Origin of the sequence: Geobacter benzoatilyticus (assembly GCF_017338855.1) — a bacterium.
Taxonomy (GTDB): Bacteria; Desulfobacterota; Desulfuromonadia; order Geobacterales; family Geobacteraceae; genus Geobacter; species Geobacter benzoatilyticus.
The window spans coordinates 1,195,211-1,215,097 of record NZ_CP071382.1 but is presented as its reverse complement, the minus strand read 5'-3'; the positions used below and the strand labels follow the sequence as shown (position 1 = coordinate 1,215,097).

The window sequence follows — 19,887 nt, the reverse complement described above, 5'->3', positions numbered from 1 at the left end:
GATCTGGAATGGGCGAATACAAGATTCGCCCCTACGGAATATCTAAATCTGTGCTTTTTGCATATGCCACTCCGTGGCCTGCTCGAAAGCGTGGGCGGCGCGAAGGATGGTCTCCTCCCCGAAGGGGCGGCCGATGAGCTGGAGGCCGATGGGGAGTCCGGCAGTGCTCATCCCGGCGGGGACGGAGATGCCGCAGGTGCCGGCCAGGTTCACTGGGATGGTGAAGATGTCGGAAAGGTACATCTGGAGCGGGTCGCTCGTTTTCTCGCCGATTTTGAAGGCCGGGGTCGGGGCCACCGGGGTGAGGATGGCGTCCACGGTCTCGAAGGCCTTCAAGAAGTCCTGCATGATGAGGGTGCGGACCTTCTGGGCCTTCAGGTAGTAGGCGTCGTAGTAGCCGGAGGAGAGGGCGTAGGTGCCGATCATGATCCGCCGCTTCACCTCGGCCCCGAACCCCTCGGAGCGGGTCTTGCGGAACATGTCGATGAGGTTCGCGGCCCCTTCGGCCCGGTGTCCGAAGCGGACCCCCTCGTAGCGGGCCAGGTTGGAACTGGCCTCGGCGGTGGCGATCAGGTAATAGGTGGCCACGGCGTAGTCGGTGTGGGGGAGCGAGATATCCACGAACTCGGCACCGAGCCCCCGGTAGGTCTCGATGGCCTCGTCCATGGCCCGCTTCACGTCCGGGTCGAGCCCCTCGATGTAGTACTCCCTGGGAAGCCCCAGCTTCAGCCCCTTCACGTCGCCGGTGAGGGCCTTCGTGTAATCGGGGACCGGCACCTCGACGCTCGTGGAGTCCATGGAATCATGGCCGGCCACGGCCTGGAGCATCAGGGCGCAGTCGGTCACGTCCCGGGTCACGGGGCCCACCTGGTCCAGGGACGAGGCGTAGGCGATGACCCCGTAGCGGGAGACCCTCCCGTAGGTGGGGCGAAGTCCCACGCAGCCGCAGTGGGAGGCGGGCTGGCGGATGGAGCCGCCGGTGTCGGTGCCGAGGGTCGCCGTGGCGGTACGGGCCGCGATGGCCGCCGCCGAGCCGCTGGAGGAGCCGCCGGGGATGCAGTCGAGATTCCACGGGTTGCGGGTGGGGCCGAAGGCGCTGGACTCGCCGGAGGAGCCCATGGCGAACTCGTCCTGGTTCAGCTTCCCCACGATGACCGCACCGGCCTCCTTCAGCTTCGCCACCGCCGTCCCGTCGTAGGGGGGGACGAAGTTACCGAGGATCTTCGAGGCGCAGGTGGTGCGGATCCCCTTGGTGACGAAGATGTCCTTGAGGCCGATGGGGATGCCGGTGAGGGGGGTCATGTCGCCGGCGGCAATGCGCCGGTCGGCAGCTTCCGCCGCGGCCAGGGCCTCTTCGGGGGTGACCGTGATGTAGGCGTTCACCTTCGGGTCCACCGCCTCGATTCGGGCGAGCATCGCCTTCGTCGCCTCAACGGAGGATATCTCCTTCCGCTTCAGCCGGTCGTGCAGTTCGTGTATGGTCAGATCATGAAGTTCCATGCTATCTCCGATGCGTGCAATGTAACGTATGTGCTAGAAATTCGTCACCGTGGTGTTCATCTCGAAGGAACCCTGGAGGCTCGACGAGAAGCAGCCGGACAGCAGAAGCGCCCCCGCAAGGAGGAGGAGTCCGGGGATGAGCCGGTGCGCCGGCATGCTCACTCGATCACCTTCGGCACCCGGAAGAATCCTTCCACCCGGTCGGGGGCGTTGGCCAGGGCGTTCTCCACGCCGATGGAGGGGCGGACCGCGTCGGCGCGGAAGGCGTTTTCCACCGGCACTGCGTGGGAGGTGGGGATGATGCCGTCCGTGTCCAGCTCGTTCAGCTTTTCCACGTAGGCGAGGATGGCGTCCATCTGGCCGGTGAAGGTCTCCGTCTCCTCCGGGGCCAGCTCAAGGCGTGCCAGGAGAGCAACGGCGTCTACTTCAGCTCTGGTTATCTTCATGGGGGATCTCCGTGGGGTGCAACAGGTGAAATGAACGGTATTTTGTAGCACGAACGGGGGGAAATGACAAGAAGTGGGGGAAGGAGAGGCCGGCCGTCACAACCGGCCCCGGAAGGTTAGAGTATCGGCTCCAGCGGCAGGGCCTTCCAGACCCGCAGCTTGTTCCGCTTGGCCGCCGAGGCGTACCGGTCCGGATTGTCCCTGGCCGGATTCCAGCTGTTCTCCGGAAGCATGTCCCGCTCGATCCGCTCCTCCACACGGCGGGCCAGGGTGGGGTTGCGGACAAGCACCCCCACCTCGGTGTTCAGGTTGGCGGAGCGGGGGTCCAGGTTGAAGGTGCCGACAAACAGGGTCTCGCCGTCGATCACCAGGGTCTTGGCATGGATGGCGAAGGTGGGGGGCTTCTCCTTCAGCTTCGGGTAGCGCTCGATCAGCTCCTTCCGCACGGCCGGGTCGGGACGGAACTCCCGGATGGCGATCCCCGCCTTCAGGAGCCTGCCGCGCTGCTTCCGGTAGCCGCTGAAGGCCTGGAGATTGTCGGTGGCGGCCAGGGAGTTGGTGACTATCCGCACCTCCACCCCCCGCTTGACGAGTCCCCGAAACAGCTCCAGCCCCCCCTCCGGCATGACCAGGTAGGGGGATTGGATGGTGACCCGCCGCCTGGCCCTGCGCACCGCATCCACCAGGGCCGCCGTGCTCCGGCCGCCCCCCTTCAGACCCTGCCGACCGCTGTTCTTCCCCGGCAGGTCGGAGATGAAGCGGGCCTCCTCCCAGACCATCTCCCGCAGCAGGACGTCGAACCTCCGGGGGAGATCCTGGAGCGCCTGGCGGACCTCCGGGGCGAAGTTCTCCGGCTTCCCGGCATAGGCGTGGAGTCCGGCATAGACCTGGCCGGTCCGCTCCGGGGTCATCTTCTTCAGGGGCTTTTTCAGCAGCTTCTCCACCGGCACCGCCAGGGGGCTTTCCCAGAACCGGGCGAAGCTGGCCTCCGCCTCGGCCACCGCCGGCCCCATCATCAGGATATCCCGGTCCCGGAAGGTGTACTCCTGGTCATAGTCGTAGTATTCGTCGGCCATGTTGCGGCCGCCGGTGATGCCCACCATGCCGTCGAACAGGGCGGTCTTGTCGTGCATCCGCTGGTTGACGGCCCGGAAATCGGTCACAACATTGGCGAGCCGCTTTGCCTTCGAGGTCCCCACCGTCATCTTCGGGTTGTATATCCGGATGTCGATGTTGGGGTGACGGGCCAGGGCCAGGAGCGATTCCGGCGGCGCGTCGATGAGGAGGTCATCCACCAGCACCCGCACCCTCACCCCCCGCTCCGCCGCCCGCAGCAAGGCTTCAGAGGCCAGGATACCGACGTTGTCGCTGCTCCAGATGAAATACTGCACGTCGATGGTCTTCGTGGCATGGTCCGCCAGCCACGCCCGGGCCAGGAGCGACTCCTCTCCTTTTTCGAGGACATACAAGCCGGTCTTGCCGGGGTGGGCGGCCAGGAGAGGCTGGATGCTCCGGAAGAGGGGGAGCGTGGCCGGGGAGGTTTCGGTGGCCGACAGGGGGCGCGGGCCGGGAACAGCGGTGAGGATGAGCAGAGTGGACAGGATGAAAAGCCGCAGATGTCGGATCATTATTTGCCTCTTATTGGTTTCATGGAGTCGGATTAGACCATCCACGATACCCGGAGAAAAAGAAAAAGGGCCATCTATGGCCCTTCCTCAGCTTCTACACCATTTGATCACGCCGCCAGTTTCCACTCACTGTCCTGATCCATTTCCACAAACAGACGCAGGACAGTTGCCGATTTTCTGGCAGCGTCTTCCCGGTGGTAATCCGTGATCTTCTTCCCGCGTGCGATAATTTCACGGAAAAGAAGCTCATTCGATTTACTCATCTCGACCCGCCCATGTTCCCATTTGCTAACCTGGGCCTTGTCGATTTGCAAATTCCTGGCGAGGTCGGAACTGGACCAGCCTAGAGCCTTACGGAGGAATACAATCTCCGCCGGCAAAAGCCGCTCTGCCTTCTTCACCAGGAACTTGGCTATACAGTCGTGCAGGCCCTCAATGTTGCGAATCTTTGGCATGACAACGCCACACTCGGGGCATTTCCGAACAGTAATCCCATTCAGGGTGATGTTCTCAAGACCGCATTCGCGATAATGGTAGTTCTCAACGGACTCAATGAGCTCGCTTCGGTCGCAAATAGGGCATCTCATCTCTTCTCTCTCCACGCAGTCACAATCATTAGTTCGTCTTCGGCAACGAAAGTGACGACAACCGCCATTTTCGGCGTTTCAACTCTGTACCGCCAACTTCCGTTCTCGTACTCGCCTTCACTTACTTTCCCGCCACGAAGAATATTGATGCAATCGCTGGTGTCCATTTCCCGTTCTTTCATGCGATCTATGGCATGTGGTCGGGAATAGGTGACATATCCATCTTTCAGGATATGCTGAATCAGCTTTCTGGCTTCGCTCGGTTTCAACGGTTCAACCATGATATACGCCTTAAGAGGTAGATTTCAACGCTAAAGTTGTGTTCAGCACAACTACAAAAGGCTTCCAGCCTCGGGTCTGTCTGGGATTCATGTGTAAATGGTTTTTGGGGGCCAGTTCGGCTGCGCTTCCACCCTTATTCTACATTACCTCAAAAAGCAGCCTGTCCCCTTTTCAGACCTTGTCCCCTTTTCAGACCTAACCTGCGTAGAACCTTCTTGAGCAATTCCCCCTTGTTCTTCGTATAAAAATACGAGTCATATGCACAGTTCGAATAGCAGTCAACGTTACAGCTTTGCACACGCTCCTTGAGAATTGCGCGAACTCGCTTCAGCTGCTTGAGATCAAGATCGAGGAACCGAAAATCCAGTTCGTCCATCTTCTTCGTGCAACTACGGATATGGCCGGTTGGGGTGACATTGATCCACCCATAGCGGGTCGGATAGTTACACTCCCAAAACTTTTCACGCCGTATGAACTTGAAGATGTTTTCAAAATACGAGTTCGGATCGATGATGGGATACCGGGCCCGCTTCTTCCGCAGAATCGTGTCTACTATCGTACGCAAAAGGGCTTCGTCTCCCGGCATGAAATAGATATCGCGGGCTGACCGGTGAACCGGGTCCAGGGGAGGGACGATAAATCCCAGCGAAAGCTGGATATCCCACTTCCGGGAGAATTCCATAAGCGCCTGGATCTCTTCGAAGTTGTTCTTGTATATCACCGAGTTGATCCGGGCATGCATATGATGCTTGATGCGGGCTTCCTTAAGAGCATCCATCAGTCCTGGGCGGAATATCGAGGTCTTGCGGGTCACGGCAGTGGCAATTGCCCCATCAACTGAAATATTCAGATAATCCAAGCCTACACGACCGAGGATGTTGACGGTGTCAGGGGTAAGTATAGTGCCATTTGTCGTGAGGTCCGTCAGGATGTGATGGCGAGTGCAAAACGATATTGCTTCGGGCAGAGGGTCCCAAATCATTGGCTCGCCTCCAAGAAAAGTCATCAACCCTACGGAGAGTTCTTTAGCTTTCTCCACATGAGCCTGAAAGAACTCAAGGGACATGTCGGCAGATGCGTTGTCGCGCTGCCAACAGTACGCACAATCGAGGTTGCATCGGTCAGTGGGAAGCATGCGGACAAACGCCGGCGTGCCGTGCCGGTGGCTGGAAAGATAAGCCTTGGCGAGGTTCTCAAATTTCGCAACGCGCTCAATGGATCTTTTCATGGATCGTCTCCTCAGCTATGCCCCCCAGCTCATCTTCCCCTATTCTTCTCGCCCATTAGCTCCGCCATGCGGACTGCGGGCCGGTCGCCGACCTGGCGGCCGTCATGGTAGAAGGTGACCAGCTGCAGGTCGCCACCTTTGAATGCCCGGACAGCCACGTCGTCGGGGCTGAAGGTGGCCCGGCCCAGGGATTTCTTCGTGGGCCAGTCGATGCCGCTGTAGGAGAGATATACCAGCTTGGAGCAGTAGACCCGCTCCTTGGATTCCACGTCGAAGTTGAAGTCGTAGGGCTTCCCCACCTGGCGCAGTGCCTGGATGATGATCCGGCCCCGCTCTTCCGGACCGGCGGCGGCCTTGCGCAGGATGCCGAGGCTGTCCACGTTGAGGAAGTGCTCCAGCGTGTTCATCTCCACGCCGGAGCGGAGCGCCTCCACCACCAGCCGTCCCTGGCGGATCTCATCATGGTGGCGGACCACCACCGGGTTATCCCAGATTCCAAGATTCTTCAGCTCCTCCTCGCCGCCAATCCAGACCGCCGCATGGCCCCAGTAGCCGGGGATGAGCTTGTCGGTGAGCCGGAAGGGGGTCTTCTCCAGTAGGATATCGCCGGCCCTGAGGGTTGCCGTAACCTCCTTCGCCACGTCGCCCCGCTTGGCCAGCTTCCCCTTGCGGGTCTCCACCAGCCCCACCGCGTTGCCGAAGAGCATGCTGAAGAGGTTGACCCCTTCCCGCTCCAGGCCGGTGAGGGTGTCGGTGGTGGCGGCCCCCAGGAAGCCCAGCTTGCGGCCGATCACGTAGAGGGGCGATATTGTCTTGACCATGGTGTACGAGGGGCTCTGGGCAATGAGCATGGCAAGGTAGGCGGTTTCGGAATCATCGCGCAGAAGGGCCGGATGTTTTTTCGATTCGCCCTCGAAGAACGAGATGGCCCGCCGGACCCGCTGCCGGTTGGCGATGGAGTTATAGCTGAGGGAGACCTTGGAGAGGGCGGCACTGGTTACGGCATAGCCGGGGTCTTTTTCGTTGAGGATGCGGCGCAGCTTGGGGTCCCCCTCGAAGAGGGAGACCGCCAGCAGATAGTTGTCGTAGAGGACCAGGGCCGAGGCCAGGGAGACCATCACCCCCCTGAAGCGGGCCTCTTCGGTGATCCCCGCCCTCGCCAGTTCGGCGGCCGAGGCGTCGAGCCAGCACTCGTGGCTCTCGGCCACGGCCAGCATCTCTTCCCGCAGGGACAGATGCTCGTTGATCCCCTGGTTGAGAAGCGCGATGTCGTCGCCGGTGAGGGGCTTCCCCTGGTCCGCCTTGGCGCGGACCGCGTTCCCCACCTTGATGGTCTCCGCACGGAGGGCCAGGGCCCGTTCCGCCAGGGTCCGGAAGGAGGTAATTTCCCGGTCCAGGGACCGCTCAACCCCTGCCCGGCCGCCGTTGTGGGCCGAGGCAAGGTGCTCGCGGCACTCCGTCTGGCGCTGGGCCAGGACCGTGGCGGGAGCGAGGATGGCGAGCAGGAGGAGTGCTGCGGCGGTGATGCGCTTCATTCAGTGGCCCCATTGAGAGAATGATTTTTTTTCACCCCCCTGTTCGCCTTGCTCGCTTCCCCCCTACAGGGTAGGGGGGACTGAGGGGGGTCATAATCATCTCTTCGACAGTTGTACTGCATAACTTTTAATAAATTTTTTAAAATTGATCCAGACATCATTGAAGCCGAAGGACTGCATTTCGGCCTCGGCGTCGGCGAGGGACCATCCCTCCATCTTCATCCGGTAGGCTGCCACCACGATGCCGGTCCGGTCCTGGCCGTGGCGACAGTGGATAAAAACCGGCTGGTTGGCCGGGTCTGCCATGAGCGCCACTGCCCGGTCGACCTTCTTCCGGAGACCATCGCGGGACATGGCAATGGGAATGGCGATTGCCTTCATCCCGGCGGCTTCAACCTGCCGCTGTTCGCTCTCGGTGGTGCGGAGATCGATGACGGTCCGGATTCCCATTTTCCGCAGGGTCTCGTATCCTTCCGGCCCCGGCTGGGCCCCCCGGTAGATTCCCGGCGCCACGCGTCCCCCGTTGGGAATCCCCGGCAGGTTGTAGATCCGTTCCGAGAGCCTCGCTCCCGGGGGGAGGATGACGGATGCTTGTGGCTGCGCCGCCGGTTCCGGGACCGTTGCCGCGGCACCGGCGGCCAGTCCCGCTCCCAACACCGTGAGCAGGCAGGCGGCAACGGCTGGTCGAATGGCAATTGATATCATTGATGTTTCTCCTTTTTTTCGTTGTTATTTAGCATCCCACAGCCGCCAGCGCCGCCTCCTTCACCCCCCTGAGATCCAACTTGCCGGTCCCCAGGAGCGGCAGGGCATCCACCGCCACGTAGCACTCCCGTCCCGGCTTCCAGAGGTTGGGGAGGTCGCTTTCGGCCAGGAGCCGATGGAGGGTCTCGGCGTCCCCCGCCTCCCGGGCAAAGACCACCACGAGCCGTTCCCCCCTTTTTTCATCGGGTACGCCGGTGACCGCCACCACGCCGGTCATCCCCAGGCGGGCATGGAGCGCATCCTCCACGGCGCCGTGGGGGACCATCTCCCCGGCGATCTTGCTGAACCGGGAGAGGCGGTCGGTGATGTGGAGAAAGCCGTGGTCGTCCAGCCGGCCGATGTCGCCGGTGACGTACCAGCCGTCCTTCACCACCTCGGCGGTCTTCTCCGGCTTGTGGAGATAGCCGAGCATGATGTTGGGCCCCTTCACGAGGATAAGCCCCGTCTCCCCCTCGGGGAACGCGGCGAAGGTGTCGGGGTCCACGATCTTCACCACCACGCCGGGAACCGGGAGCCCTACGCTCCCTTCACGGGATGCGACCTGGCGGACCCCGTTGACCTCCACGTCGGGAAGCGACAGGGAGATGACCGGCGACAGCTCCGTGGCGCCGTACCCTTCCATGGGGCGAATGCCGAACTTTTCCTGGAAGGCGTCGGCCAGCTTCGGCTTCAGCTTCTCGGCACCGGTGATGACGAGCCGAAGCGTAGAGAAGTCCTCCGTCCTGGCCCGGCGAAGGTAGGCCATGAGGAAGGTGGGGGTGGCGATGAGGAGGGTGGATTGCCGCTCCCGCACGGTGTTGGCAATGGTCTCGCCGTCCAGGGGATTAGTGTGGTAGACCGCCGAGAAGCCCGAGAGGAGCGGGAGCCAGAGGGTGCCGGTGAATCCCAGGGAGTGGAAAAAGGGGAGGGCCGAGCAGATGTTGTCCCGCCGGGTGGCCCGGAACACCATCCGGAGCGCCTCCAGGTTGGAGAGGATGTTGTGGTGGGAGAGCATGACCCCCTTGGGTTCGCCGGTGCTCCCGGAAGAGAAGATCACCGTGGCGAGCCGGTCGGCATCGAACCCGGCGGGGCGGGAAAAGGCGCGGAGGGGTAAGAAGCGTGCCTTGATGAACGCCCGGCGCTTGTCGCCGTCGGTGAGCCCTGCCAGGAGGTCCTCCACGTAGAGGGCCCCCGGCAGCTCCGGCAGGGTGCCGAGCTTCTCCAGGAAGACCCGGGAGGTGATAACGGTGGTTATGGCGCACTGGGCAAGGGCCGAGCGGATTCCATCGGCAGAGGCGGTGTAGTTCAGGTTCACCGGCACGGTGCCGTTCAGGGTGAGGGCGATGTTCACCAGGGCGCCCCCCACGGTGGGGGGGAGGCAGACCCCCACCATTTTTGGAAGTTCTCCCCCCTTTGTAAAAGGGGGGTAGGGGGGGATTTGAGCCGGAGATGAAATCCCCCTGAATCCCCCTTTCGCAAAGGGGGACTCCAAAATTTCCTTCAGCTTCGCCGCCAGGGTCACGGCTCCGGTGAGGGCCTTGCCGTAGGTGAGCTCCCGGCCGCCGGTGTCGGCCAGGGCGGGGCGATGCCAGTTCTCCCGAGCCGCCTCGGCGAAGAGTTCTCCCAGGGGGCGGCGCCGGGGCTTGCGGGCATCGAACCAGGCGGCGGAAAGCTCCATCACGGCCCGGCGCACGTCGTGGGGAGAGCTCCCCGCCGGAAGCGGCGCGCCGAAGAGAACTGTCACCCGGTAGGGGATGAGGGAGGGGAGGCGGGAAAGGAGCTTGCCGTGGGCGTAGGAGAGGGCACTCCCCCAAGCGCCGCCGATGTAGACCGGGATGATGGGGTGGCCCGTCCCCTTCACGATATGCTCGAATCCCCCCTTGAAACGGTTCAGCATACCGGTGCGGGTGATCTCCCCCTCGGCGAAGATGCAGACCAGATAGCCGTCATCCAACGCTTTGCGGGCGGTGGCGATGAACTCCAGAAGCCCCCTTTTCCCGTCCCGTGACGAAACCGGGATCACCCCCATGAGGGCGCAGAGCTGCTTCAGCCCCGGTGCGCTGTAGATCTCACGCTCCATGACGAAGCGGATCCGCCGCTGCTGGGTGGCGAGGAGGATAAGGGCGTCGAGCCAGGAGACATGGTTCGCCACCAGGAGCGCCCCCCCCTCCACCGGCACGTGGCGGTCGTCGATGGTGGTGACCCGGTAGCGTATCCGCATGACCGCCAGGGCGATGAAACGGAGAAGGAAATCGGGGAGGACCCGGAGGGTGACTGCGGTGAGGACGAGGGTGATCGCCCCGAGGACCGTGAAGCAGGCGCCGGGGGAGAACCCCAGGGGGCCGGAGAGGGTCCAGAGGAGTCCCGAGGCCATGAGCACCCCGACCCAGCTCAGGAACGAGGAGGCGGCCAGGATTTCACCCCGCCGGTCGGCCGGAGCCCGGAGCTGGATGAATGACTGGAGCGGCACGATGAAGAGGCCGGCGCTGACGCCGAACATGGCCACAATGGCCAGCACCGTCACAAGGTTCGCCGGGGCTGAGGCCAGGGCGAAGGAGCAGAGGGTGAGCCCCACGGCGCCGATGGGAACCACGCCGAACTCCACGGTGCGCCCCGAGAGGCGGCCGGCCCAGAGTGACCCGGCGCCGATGCCGATGGCGGCGGCCAGGAAGAGGTAGCCGCTCTGATCCTCGGAGAGGCCGAGAAGCTTCATGCCGTAGGGGAGAAGGTTCAACTGGCAGAAGGCCCCCACGAAGAGGAAATAGGCGGCGCCGATCACCGCCAGGATAAGATAGCCGTCGCCGGTGAGGCCTCTGATGGTGCGCCAGTAGCTGATCGGCAGGAAAGAAATTGCCCGCTCCGGGGCCACAGCCGGAGTCGAGGGGAGGGTGCGGGCGATGGCAAGGCCGGCCGCGGCAATGGCCACCCCCGCCAAAAGCGCCACGCCGTGGCGCCCTCCGGCCAGCTGCACGAGGAACGGTGCCAGGGCCGTCCCGCCGACGATGGCGAGAAATGAGGCCATCTCCAGGAGGCTGTTGGCCTTGGAGAGCCCTTCCCGGGGGACCAGTTCCGGCACCACCCCGTACTTGGCCGGGGCGAAGAGGGCACTGTGGGTGCCGAGGAGAAACACCGCCCCGTAGAGGATTGGCGGACTGGCCAGGAAGAGGCCGGTCACCGCCAGGAGGGCGATTCCCACCTCCAGCATCTTGACCCAAACCACGATCCGCCCCTTGGGGAGCCGGTCGGCCAGGGAGCCGGCCAGGGCCGAGAAGAGGAGGAACGGCGCCACGAAGGCGGCGCTCCCCAGGGCCGCGATGGTCCCGGCCTCCTCCCGGCCGTAGCGGCCGATGAGGTAGAAAACTATAATCAGCTTGATGAGGTTGTCGTTCAGCGCCCCCAGGGCCTGGACAAGGTTCAGGCGGCGGAAGGAGGCGGGGAGGGTGGTCGGTTCGGTGATATTCATGAAAAGCTCCGGATTACAGTCTAAAGGCATTGAACCACAGAGACACAGAGACACGGAGAACTGCAAAATCTAAGAACTCTTTTCTGGTTTAAAACCAAAAATCTTAAAAGGTTTTCTCTGTGTCTCTGTGCCTCTGTGTTAAACAGTTTTTTGTAGTTTGATCAATCCCGAGTACGCCAACGGCCCGGAACAGAATTTCCTCCGGCATCCCCAGGGCCAGCTTCAGGGCCACATCCTGGTCCCATGGGTTGCCGATGGCGGCCAGCCGCCGGGCCTCCATCGGCCCGAGCCGAAGGAGGTGAAACCATGGAGAGGTGAGCCCCGTGGCCGGCAGGGGCATGTCGGTGCCGTAGAGGAGGCGACTGTGAATCTCCCGGTGTGCCAGAACCCGCTCCAGATGCCCCAGCCGGTTCACCTGGGTGAGGGCCGAGATGTCGGCGTACAGGTTCGGGAATTGGGCGAAGAGGGGGAGGAGCCGGGCCAGGTTCGCCTCCCCATTGCTCCGGCCGCTGGTGGCGCAGTGGGCGGCGATTACCGTCACCCCCTCCTCCAGGGGGAGCCGGAGCCGCGCCGGGTCGGCCAGGGCGTTGTCGGCCCGGGTGAAGGACTCCTCGAGGCCGGTGTGGGTCAGAAGCGGGAGCCCCAGTTCAGCCAGCCGCCGGTAATAGGGGATGAGACGCCGGTCCGCAGGGTCGGTTCCCTGGATTGGGGGGAGCCACTTCACCAGCACCGCCCCGGCCGCGGCAGCGGCGTAGAGGCGCTCCAGGGCGTCGGGGCGAAGGGGGTTGACGCTGGCGCCGAAGAGAAGGTTCGGGTAGTGGCGGCATGCGTCGGCCAGAAAGTCGTTGGGGATGTACATCTCGGTCCGGTCCCGGTCCAGTTGGCCGCCGCCGTCCACCACGCCGTCCATGGCCAGCACCACGGCCTGCTGGATCCGGGACGAGGCGGCGAGACGCTCCGAGAGGCGCCGGAGCACCAGCCGGTCCCCCTCCCGCCCCAGTTCCGCGTCGGTAACGCCGAAGGATGAGAGGTAGAAGCGGTACTTCCAGCTCCGGCGAAGCTTCGGTGAGATGAAGCAGCCGCTGTCGCCGGCGCCGATACCGGCTGCATGGCAGTGGATGTCGATAACGGTCATTTCCGGCTCCGGTGGTTCATGCAGCAGTCGGTGACGGTCTTTACGGTCATGGCCGTGAAGACCGGGGCGGCGGCAACGGCGCTCAGCAACAATAGGGCAAGTGGGGTGAACATGGCAACCTCCTGAACAATGTTTTCTGTTCAGGAAATTGCCGATTGCATGCCAAGTCGGCAACGGACGAAAGTATTCAGCAATCTCGGCTTATTACAATGTCAGGGGGGTTGCATTCGCCCGTTCAGGTCAAATCATGATTGACATTTTATGCACAGCAACTATACATCAAATGCATGAACACCATCGAGACCATACTGGCAACGGAGCGGGATTTTTTTGCCAAGGTGGCCAGGGCCTCCTTTCTCAATCCCTTTGGCGAGAGCCGCGACGAACTGGACCTGCTCCTGGCGGGTACCGACGCCGGCGACCGGGACGTCCTTTCCGCCATCATCGGCCGGGTGGCCGAACGGGTGGCCGTCTTGCAGCGGGAACTGCGGGGCAATCACCACCGCCTGCCCGCCGCTGACCGGGAAACGGTCCGGACGGTTTTTCTCTTCCACCTTTTCCACCGCTTCATAGGCGACTTCGACCGCCTGATCCGGGAGCAGGCCGCGGCCGGCGACGCCCCCTGCCCGGTCCCCTTTGCCGGCGGCTTCATGGCCGCCTTCAGGGAGGCGGGATTCACCGAGACGGAGAGCCGCCGCTACCTGGGCCTCTTTTACCAGCTCCGCCGCGCCTTCTATTTCATCCGGGAGGGACTCACGGGCTCCAGCCCCTCCCTGCGCCGGGTGCGGGAGCACCTCTGGCAGACCCTCTTCACCCACAACATCCGCTGGTTCGGCCAGTACCTCTGGGACCGGATGGAGGACTTCTCGGTCCTCATCCTCGGGGAGACCGGCACCGGCAAAGGGGCCGCGGCCGCCGCCATCGGCCGGTCGGGCTTCATCCCCTTCGACCCGAAAACGGGCCGCTTCAGCGAGAGCTTCACCCGCAACTTCCTGGCGGTGAACCTCTCCCAGTACCCGGAGGGGGTGCTGGAGTCGGAGCTATTCGGCCACAAGAAGGGAGCCTTCACCGGCGCCATCGACCACCACGAGGGGGTTTTCAGCCGCTGCACCCCCCACGGCGCCATCTTCCTGGACGAGATCGGCGAGGTGTCGCTTCCGGTACAGGTGAAGCTCCTCCAGGTGCTCCAGGAGCGGAGCTTCTCGCCAGTGGGGAGCCATCAGCGGCTCCGGTTCAGCGGCCGGGTCATCGCCGCCACCAACCGGGACCTGAACCGTCTTCGGGAGCGGGGAGAGTTCCGGGACGACTTCTACTACCGCCTCTGCTCCGACGTGATCACCATCCCGCCGCTGCGGCAGCGGCTCCAGGAACGCCCCGAGGAACTGGGCGAACTGGTGGCGGGAATCCTCAAGCGCCTGACCGGCACCGCGCCGGAGCGGGAGGTGCAGGTGCTGCGCAAGGCCATCGAGCGGGAGACCGGGAAGAATTATCCCTGGCCGGGAAACGTGCGGGAGCTGGAGCAGGCGGTGCGGCGGGTGCTGGTGACGGGGCACTACCGGGGAGAGGAGAAGGGGGCGCCGGCTGGCGCAACGGAGCGGTTCCTGGCGGACGCTGCGGCGGGGGGGCTCGATGCCCAGGGGCTTCTGGCCGGCTACTGCCGCATCCTCTACGAGCAATGCGGCACCTACGAGGAGGTGGCCCGCCGAACCAACCTGGACCGGCGGACGGTGAAGAAGTATCTGCAGCAAGCGGGGGAGTGATATATAAACAAAAAAATCAAATCGCGGCTGGACTTAGGTCAGATTTGGTCGGGCCGAATGAGTACAACCGCAGGCGTAGCAGCGCTACGTCGAGGATTGTGCGATTGAGAACCGGCCGAAGATGGCCTGAAGACGGCCGCGATCAGACCCGCTCCAGCCCCGCAAACCTCACCAGCAGCTTCTTCGGCCCCACCGAGTTGAACCAGACGATCACCTTCTGGTCGTCACCTTTCCCCTCGATCTTGCGGATGACGCCCACGCCGAACTTGCCGTGGCGCACCTTCATGCCGAGCCAGATGCCGCCGTCTTCGGGCTCGTCGGGGATCACCTCGATGTCGTCGAAGTCGGGCTCAATCTCTATTTCGAAGATGCTCGCCAGGTTGTGGCGCGCCGGTTCAGAGGCCTGCACTTCCCGCTCCATCCCCCGACCTGCGCCGAAGCCGAAGGAGGACTGGTACTCGTCCTCCAGGTCCAGGAGGTCCCTGGGAACGTCGGCGATGAAGCGGGACGGCATATTAACCTGATCCTGGCCAAAGAGGCGCCGGCGGCGGGCGTTGGTGAGGACGAGCCGCTCCCTCGCCCGGGTCATCCCCACGTAGCAGAGACGCCGTTCCTCCTCCATGGCCTCCGGGTCGTCCAGGGAGCGGACGTGGGGGAAGAGCTTCTCTTCCATGCCGATCATGAAGACCATCGGGAATTCCAGCCCCTTGGCCGCGTGGAGGGTCATGAGGGTGGCCGACTCCCGCTTGGCCTCGCCCCGCTCCAGGTCCGACACGAGGGCCACCTGCTCCAGGAAGGCGGCCAGGGTCTTCTCGTCGCTTGACCGCTCGAACTCCTCCATGGCGGAGCAGAGTTCCTGAAGGTTGTCGAGGCGATCCTGGGCCTCGTCGGTCCGCTCCTCCTTGAGCTTGGCGGCGTAGCCGGTTTCTTCGATGATGCGGGAGGCCAGCTCCGAGAGAGGGACCGTACCGGCAAGACCGGCGAAGCGCTCCATGAGGGTCATGAAGCCGGCGATCTTCCCCCGGGGTCCGGTGGTAAGAAGCCCGCCGGTGGACGCCTCGCTGAAGGCGTCGTAGAGTATGATTCCCTTGCGGAGCGCCAGCTCCGCCACCTTTTCCACGGTAGCGTGGCCGATCCCCCGGGCCGGGACGTTGATGATCCGCTTCAGGGAGACCTCGTCGGCCGGGTTCACAAGAACCTTCAGATAGGCGAGGATATCCTTCACTTCCATCCGCTCGTAGAACCGCATCCCCCCCACCATGTGATAGGGGATCCCGTCGGCCACCATGGCGTCCTCGATGACCCGGGACTGGGCGTTGGTCCGGTAAAAGACCGCCACGCCCCGCAGGTCGCCTCCCCGCCGCACGTGCTTTTCGATCTCACGGCAGACGAAGCGGGCCTCCTCCCGCTCGTCGGCGAGCCGCCGATAGACAATGCTCTCCCCGGCCGGGTTCTCGCTCCAGAGTGTCTTGGCCTTGCGCCCCCGGTTTTTGGCCACCACGGCCCCGGCCGCGGCCAGGATGTTCCGGGTTGAGCGGTAGTTCTGCTCCAGCTTCACGGTGACCACGCCGGGGAAATCCTTCTCGAAATCGAGGATGTTCCGGATATCGGCCCCCCGCCAGCGGTAGATGGACTGGTCGTCGTCCCCCACCACGCAGAGGTTGCGCCGCTCCCCGGCCAGAAGCCGCACGAGCCGGTACTGGATCGGGTTCGTGTCCTGGTACTCGTCCACGAGGATCCAGCGAAACTTGTCCCGGTAGCGGGCCAGCACCTCGGGGTGCTCTTCGAAGAGGCGGACAGTCAGCATGAGGAGGTCGCCGAAGTCCAGGGCGTTGCACTTCTTCAGCCGTTCCTGGTAGGCGCCGTAGACCCGGGCCAGCATCTCGCCGGTGTAGTCGCCGGTGGGAATCTCCTCCGGGGGGATGCCGCGGTTCTTGCAGTCGTCGATGGCGGCGGCAAAGGAGCGGGCCGGAAAGCGCTTCTCGTCGAGGCCAAGGCCGGCAATCACCTCCTTCAGGAGCTTTTCCGCGTCCTTGTCGTCGTAGATGGCAAAGGAGGAGTCATACCCCAGGTTATGGATGTCGCGGCGCAGGAACCGGGCGCAGGTGGAGTGGAAGGTGGCGATGAGGGGGGCCTCGCCGCTCCCCACGAGGCGTTCCACCCGCTCCCGCATCTCGCCGGCAGCCTTGTTGGTGAAGGTGACCGCCAGGATCTGCCACGGGGGGACGCCCCCCTCGCGGATCAGGTGGGCAATACGGTGAACGATGACCCGGGTCTTCCCCGACCCGGCGCCGGCCAGGACCAGGAGCGGCCCCTCGCCGTGGAGAACCGCCTCCTTCTGGGGCGGGTTGAGGTTTTTCAGGAGGTCCATGGGAGTACCTTTTCACACAGTGGAGACTTGGATCAACGGTCCATATTTACGGTCCGGGGGAATTTAGTCAAGAGGATGTTGTGGTATAGTAGCCAGGTTCAGCATCCAAAACCGTCAAGGATTCGGGGAGGAGTTGCCATGAAACGGTACCGCACCATCAAGACGCCGCTAGGGGACATGGTTGCCCTGGCCCGGGGAGAATACCTGTGCGGACTCTGGTTCGTCGGCCAGAAGCATGGACCGGCTGGGGGAGGGGACTGGCTGCATGATCCGGAATACCCGCTTTTCGCGGAACTGCGCCGTCAGCTCGATGCCTATTTCGGCGGCCGGCTGCGGGAGTTCCACTTGCCGCTGGCTCCCGAGGGAACTCCGTTCCAATTGGCGGTCTGGGAGCTTCTGCGCGCCATCCCCCACGGGATGACCACCACCTACGGCGCCCTGGCCGGCAGTCTGGACAAGGGAGGGGGCGGCCGTTCCACCTCGGCCAGGGCGGTGGGGAGCGCCGTGGGGCGGAACCCTATCGGCATCATCATCCCCTGCCACCGGGTTGTGGGGGCGGATGGTTCCCTTACGGGGTATGCGGGGGGACTTCAACGGAAGGCAGCCCTTCTGGCCCTGGAAAGGGGAGAGGTAGTGCCGGTTCCCGGTTAATTTACTTTCTGTTTGGACGGGGCCGTGTCGGCGTGGGCCATATCTGGCGTAACAGCGGCCTTGTAGCTGTCGGGGATCTCGAACAGTGCCGGCGACAGGGGACCTACGACCACATCCTCCCAGGTGGCGGTCTGGCCCCGCTCATCCTGCCACCGGAGCGGAACCGGCAGGGGAGGGATCGCCTCCCAGAGGAACCCCTTGAAGGTGGTGCCGTTCTGGGTAATTTCCGCAGCGTACTTCATTGCCTCCCGGCCATCCAGCGGCTCTTTCCCAAGCTCCGTACGGACGATTTGAATGGAGGGGTCGAAGAAGAGGGGGAACTCCTTGTGGAGTGCGCTCAGGGGGATCTCCCGATAGATGCCCATGTTCGGCGCCAGGAGCCAGGCCACCCCCTTGTCGTAGCGAAGAATCGACACCGACGTCTTGCGCGGGCTCTGGAACTTCATCAGCACCCGGTCGCTTGCGGCGGAAACCTTAGCGGTGCCCGTCACCCCGTCGATGGTGGCGTTGTAGATGGCGGTCCAGGAACGGTTAGAAGAGGCGCACCCCCCCAAGACGATGCAGAGGAGTGCAACCATAACGGAACGATACTGCATGATGCCTCCCGATGGAAGGGCACCCGCGGATTCCGCAGGTGCCCTTTTGCTGGTGATGCTTACCGCTTGACTTCGGTCCTTGCAGTTTTCACGTTGTTGGTCCGGTTGATGTCATCGGCGTTCGTGACGGTTGCCGTCCAGGAAACCTTGGTGCCGTAAGAGGGGGCGGTCCATACGAAGCTGTAGATTACGGATTTGTCATCGGCCGGGGTTGTGATGTTTTGCGAGAAGTTCCCCACCACCCGTCCGTAGGAATCTTTCCCGACCAGGGTCAGGGTGCCGCCGGCAACGCCCGGCTGCAGGTTATCCACGGTGACTCTCAGGGTATTGACCGTGTTCTTGTAGACCTCTGAAGGAACGGACAGGTACGGGATGGCCAGATCGATGGGGGCCACCACCACGCCGTCGGGGTCCTCATAGGTTACCAGCAGTTGGGCGCTGCGGACCACGGTGGGCTTGCCCACTTCACCCTTCACATAGAGCATCAGGTCCAGGTCCTGGGTCATGGGGCAGTCTTCGGCGGAATAGCCGTCGATGGGGTCGTAGTTGCCGAAGATGTCGGTGGTCTCATCCAGGAAAGCGTTCCAGTTCTTGGAATCGGCCAGGGCGGGGAGACCGGTGACGGGATCCTTGATGGAGAGCAGGTCGATGGTGGTGGTAGTGGGTGTACCGACCACGTACTGCGGGATTTCGACCCCCGGCAAATCCTGGCCGAACTTGCTCGACTTGAAGCGGAACCGGGGGTTCACGCCGCCGAAGGGATCACGGTCAAGGGTGGTGTACCAGGCGTTGGTGTACTCGAAGAGGCCGGTGGCGGGGTTGAGGGCCTTGAGCACCGTGCCGGCAGGCAGTAGCTCCAGGTCGCCACCTTCCTGGGAGTCAACAGAGGAAACCCAGGTTCCCGCTGGCAGCCCTGAGCAGGCCGCCGGGTTAAGGGCCGGAGCGGTGGGGCAGACGGTGTATTGGGGGAGGATGCCGGTGGCGTTCTCGTTCTCGAAATCCTCGGGGCGGATCTGGTCGTTGGGGCTGTTGGTGATGTCGTGGTCAAGGACCAGCTTGGCCGAAGTTACCTTGTAGTTTGCGCCGGCGGCTTTCCATTTGTCGGGGAGCGCCATTTTTGTGTAGATGTAGACTGGGGTCGGCTCCTGGTTGTAGTTCCCCCAGAAATAGAGCATCTTGCCGTCATCCTTCATGCGCTGGTTGTAATCGACTCCCAGTTGGAGGGGGTTCGGGTCGGCGGGGTCGCGCATGAGGTGGTCCATGACCACGTACTTCTCGGTGGCGGCCTTGGACTTCAAGGCACCGAGCCCCTTGGCCCACTCGCCGCCGATGGGGCCGGTCTTCCAGTTGCCGGTTTCGTTGTCCTGGACGCTGATGCCGATGACGTTGCCATTGCCGTCCAGGATGTCGGCCACGCGGCCGTCGTCGAACACGCCGTCCCGGGGCTTGGGCTGGAGGGCCGACGGGTCGAAGTTCTTCACGAACCAACCGTAGGTTGAATCGATGCCGTAGTAGGTGAGGCCGTCTTCCACCACGGGACTGCCGAGGCAGGTGGCGCCGATGATGCCGCGGCCGCACTGGATGTCCTCCTTCTTGAAGACGTGGGTGGTGGTGTAGTCCACGGACACGGCGTGGGCCGCGCCCGCCGCCAGGGTAAGACCGGCTGCCGTCGCTGCAATCATTCTCATCCTCTTTGCCACAGTTCCTCTCATCACGTTTCTCCTTTTCCGGTGAATTTCCTTACCAACCCTATTTTTTACCGACACAATCTATGTCTCTCTGAGCAAGGGAAGTGCCATGTAGTCTGCATTCAGGGAATGTGCTGATATGAGGGCGGTTTCGGCCATTTGACCGACATGCCGGGGTGGAGAAATGGGTGCAACCGGAGCTGCGCTTTCTTCGGGAAGAGCGGGTGGTAGCGGGTTCGCAGCCGGGAGAAGATTTAGTGGAAAATCAGGCGG

At 63.2% G+C, this 19,887-nt stretch carries 16 protein-coding genes; 2 read left to right on the top strand and 14 right to left on the bottom strand.

All coding sequences use genetic code 11. The features are described from left to right. Positions 1 to 42: 42 nt before the first annotated feature. The 11 genes from gatA to JZM60_RS05715 all read right to left on the bottom strand — a co-directional run bounded on the left by gatA (position 43) and on the right by JZM60_RS05715 (position 12,548). The gene (gene gatA / locus JZM60_RS05760; RefSeq protein WP_207164554.1) at positions 43 to 1,500 is read right to left on the bottom strand and encodes an Asp-tRNA(Asn)/Glu-tRNA(Gln) amidotransferase subunit GatA; all 1,458 of its coding nucleotides are present in this window, start codon (positions 1,498 to 1,500) and stop codon (positions 43 to 45) included. A 33-nt stretch (positions 1,501 to 1,533) separates the two neighbouring features. Beyond that, entirely contained in the window at positions 1,534 to 1,662 is a 129-nt protein-coding gene (locus JZM60_RS16845; RefSeq protein WP_277603789.1) for a hypothetical protein, read from the bottom strand. Next, entirely contained in the window at positions 1,659 to 1,946 is a 288-nt protein-coding gene (gene gatC, locus JZM60_RS05755) for an Asp-tRNA(Asn)/Glu-tRNA(Gln) amidotransferase subunit GatC (protein ID WP_207164553.1), read from the bottom strand. The genes JZM60_RS16845 and gatC overlap by 4 nt, the downstream gene beginning before the upstream one ends. A gap of 116 nt (positions 1,947 to 2,062) precedes the next feature. Beyond that, positions 2,063 to 3,574, bottom strand: coding sequence for a phospholipase D-like domain-containing protein (locus tag JZM60_RS05750; protein WP_207164552.1), 1,512 nt, complete (start codon positions 3,572 to 3,574; stop codon positions 2,063 to 2,065). 107 nt (positions 3,575 to 3,681) lie between these two features. Beyond that, the gene (locus JZM60_RS05745) at positions 3,682 to 4,176 is read right to left on the bottom strand and encodes a type II toxin-antitoxin system MqsA family antitoxin (protein ID WP_207164551.1); all 495 of its coding nucleotides are present in this window, start codon (positions 4,174 to 4,176) and stop codon (positions 3,682 to 3,684) included. Next, on the bottom strand, positions 4,158 to 4,442 hold the full coding sequence (locus tag JZM60_RS05740) for a DUF4258 domain-containing protein (RefSeq protein ID WP_207164550.1): 285 nt from the start codon (positions 4,440 to 4,442) through the stop codon (positions 4,158 to 4,160). The genes JZM60_RS05745 and JZM60_RS05740 overlap by 19 nt, the downstream gene beginning before the upstream one ends. A gap of 149 nt (positions 4,443 to 4,591) precedes the next feature. Further along, a complete protein-coding gene (locus JZM60_RS05735) occupies positions 4,592 to 5,671 on the bottom strand; it encodes a radical SAM protein (protein ID WP_207164549.1) in 1,080 nt (359 codons plus the stop codon). Positions 5,672 to 5,700: 29 nt separating this feature from the next. Further along, positions 5,701 to 7,206, bottom strand: a complete 1,506-nt coding sequence (locus JZM60_RS05730) for a YiiX/YebB-like N1pC/P60 family cysteine hydrolase (RefSeq protein ID WP_207164548.1) — start codon at positions 7,204 to 7,206, stop codon at positions 5,701 to 5,703. Between the two features lie 96 nt (positions 7,207 to 7,302). Then, positions 7,303 to 7,911, bottom strand: a complete 609-nt coding sequence (locus tag JZM60_RS05725) for a fused DSP-PTPase phosphatase/NAD kinase-like protein (protein WP_207164547.1) — start codon at positions 7,909 to 7,911, stop codon at positions 7,303 to 7,305. 28 nt (positions 7,912 to 7,939) lie between these two features. Further along, positions 7,940 to 11,413: an acyl-[ACP]--phospholipid O-acyltransferase gene (locus tag JZM60_RS05720; RefSeq protein WP_207164546.1), complete on the bottom strand. Its 3,474-nt coding sequence runs from the start codon at positions 11,411 to 11,413 to the stop codon at positions 7,940 to 7,942. Between the two features lie 103 nt (positions 11,414 to 11,516). Further along, a complete protein-coding gene (locus tag JZM60_RS05715) occupies positions 11,517 to 12,548 on the bottom strand; it encodes an amidohydrolase family protein (protein ID WP_207164545.1) in 1,032 nt (343 codons plus the stop codon). 287 nt (positions 12,549 to 12,835) lie between these two features. On the opposite strand from JZM60_RS05715, the gene JZM60_RS05710 reads away from it, so the two are divergent. Further along, positions 12,836 to 14,308, top strand: a complete 1,473-nt coding sequence (locus JZM60_RS05710) for a sigma 54-interacting transcriptional regulator (protein ID WP_207164544.1) — start codon at positions 12,836 to 12,838, stop codon at positions 14,306 to 14,308. A gap of 142 nt (positions 14,309 to 14,450) precedes the next feature. On the opposite strand, the gene JZM60_RS05705 is transcribed toward JZM60_RS05710, so the two are convergent. Beyond that, the gene (locus tag JZM60_RS05705; RefSeq protein WP_207164543.1) at positions 14,451 to 16,679 is read right to left on the bottom strand and encodes an ATP-dependent helicase; all 2,229 of its coding nucleotides are present in this window, start codon (positions 16,677 to 16,679) and stop codon (positions 14,451 to 14,453) included. A 138-nt stretch (positions 16,680 to 16,817) separates the two neighbouring features. Between JZM60_RS05705 and JZM60_RS05700 the strand changes: the two genes are divergently transcribed. Beyond that, positions 16,818 to 17,330 carry a methylated-DNA--[protein]-cysteine S-methyltransferase gene (locus tag JZM60_RS05700; RefSeq protein ID WP_207164542.1) on the top strand — a complete coding sequence of 171 codons (513 nt, stop codon included), beginning with the start codon at positions 16,818 to 16,820 and terminating at the stop codon, positions 17,328 to 17,330. On the opposite strand, the gene JZM60_RS05695 is transcribed toward JZM60_RS05700, so the two are convergent. Then, the gene (locus JZM60_RS05695; protein WP_207164541.1) at positions 17,327 to 17,926 is read right to left on the bottom strand and encodes a hypothetical protein; all 600 of its coding nucleotides are present in this window, start codon (positions 17,924 to 17,926) and stop codon (positions 17,327 to 17,329) included. The genes JZM60_RS05700 and JZM60_RS05695 overlap by 4 nt on opposite strands. Positions 17,927 to 17,985: 59 nt before the next feature. Then, on the bottom strand, positions 17,986 to 19,608 hold the full coding sequence (locus JZM60_RS05690; RefSeq protein ID WP_241426383.1) for a hypothetical protein: 1,623 nt from the start codon (positions 19,606 to 19,608) through the stop codon (positions 17,986 to 17,988). Positions 19,609 to 19,887: the final 279 nt, after the last annotated feature.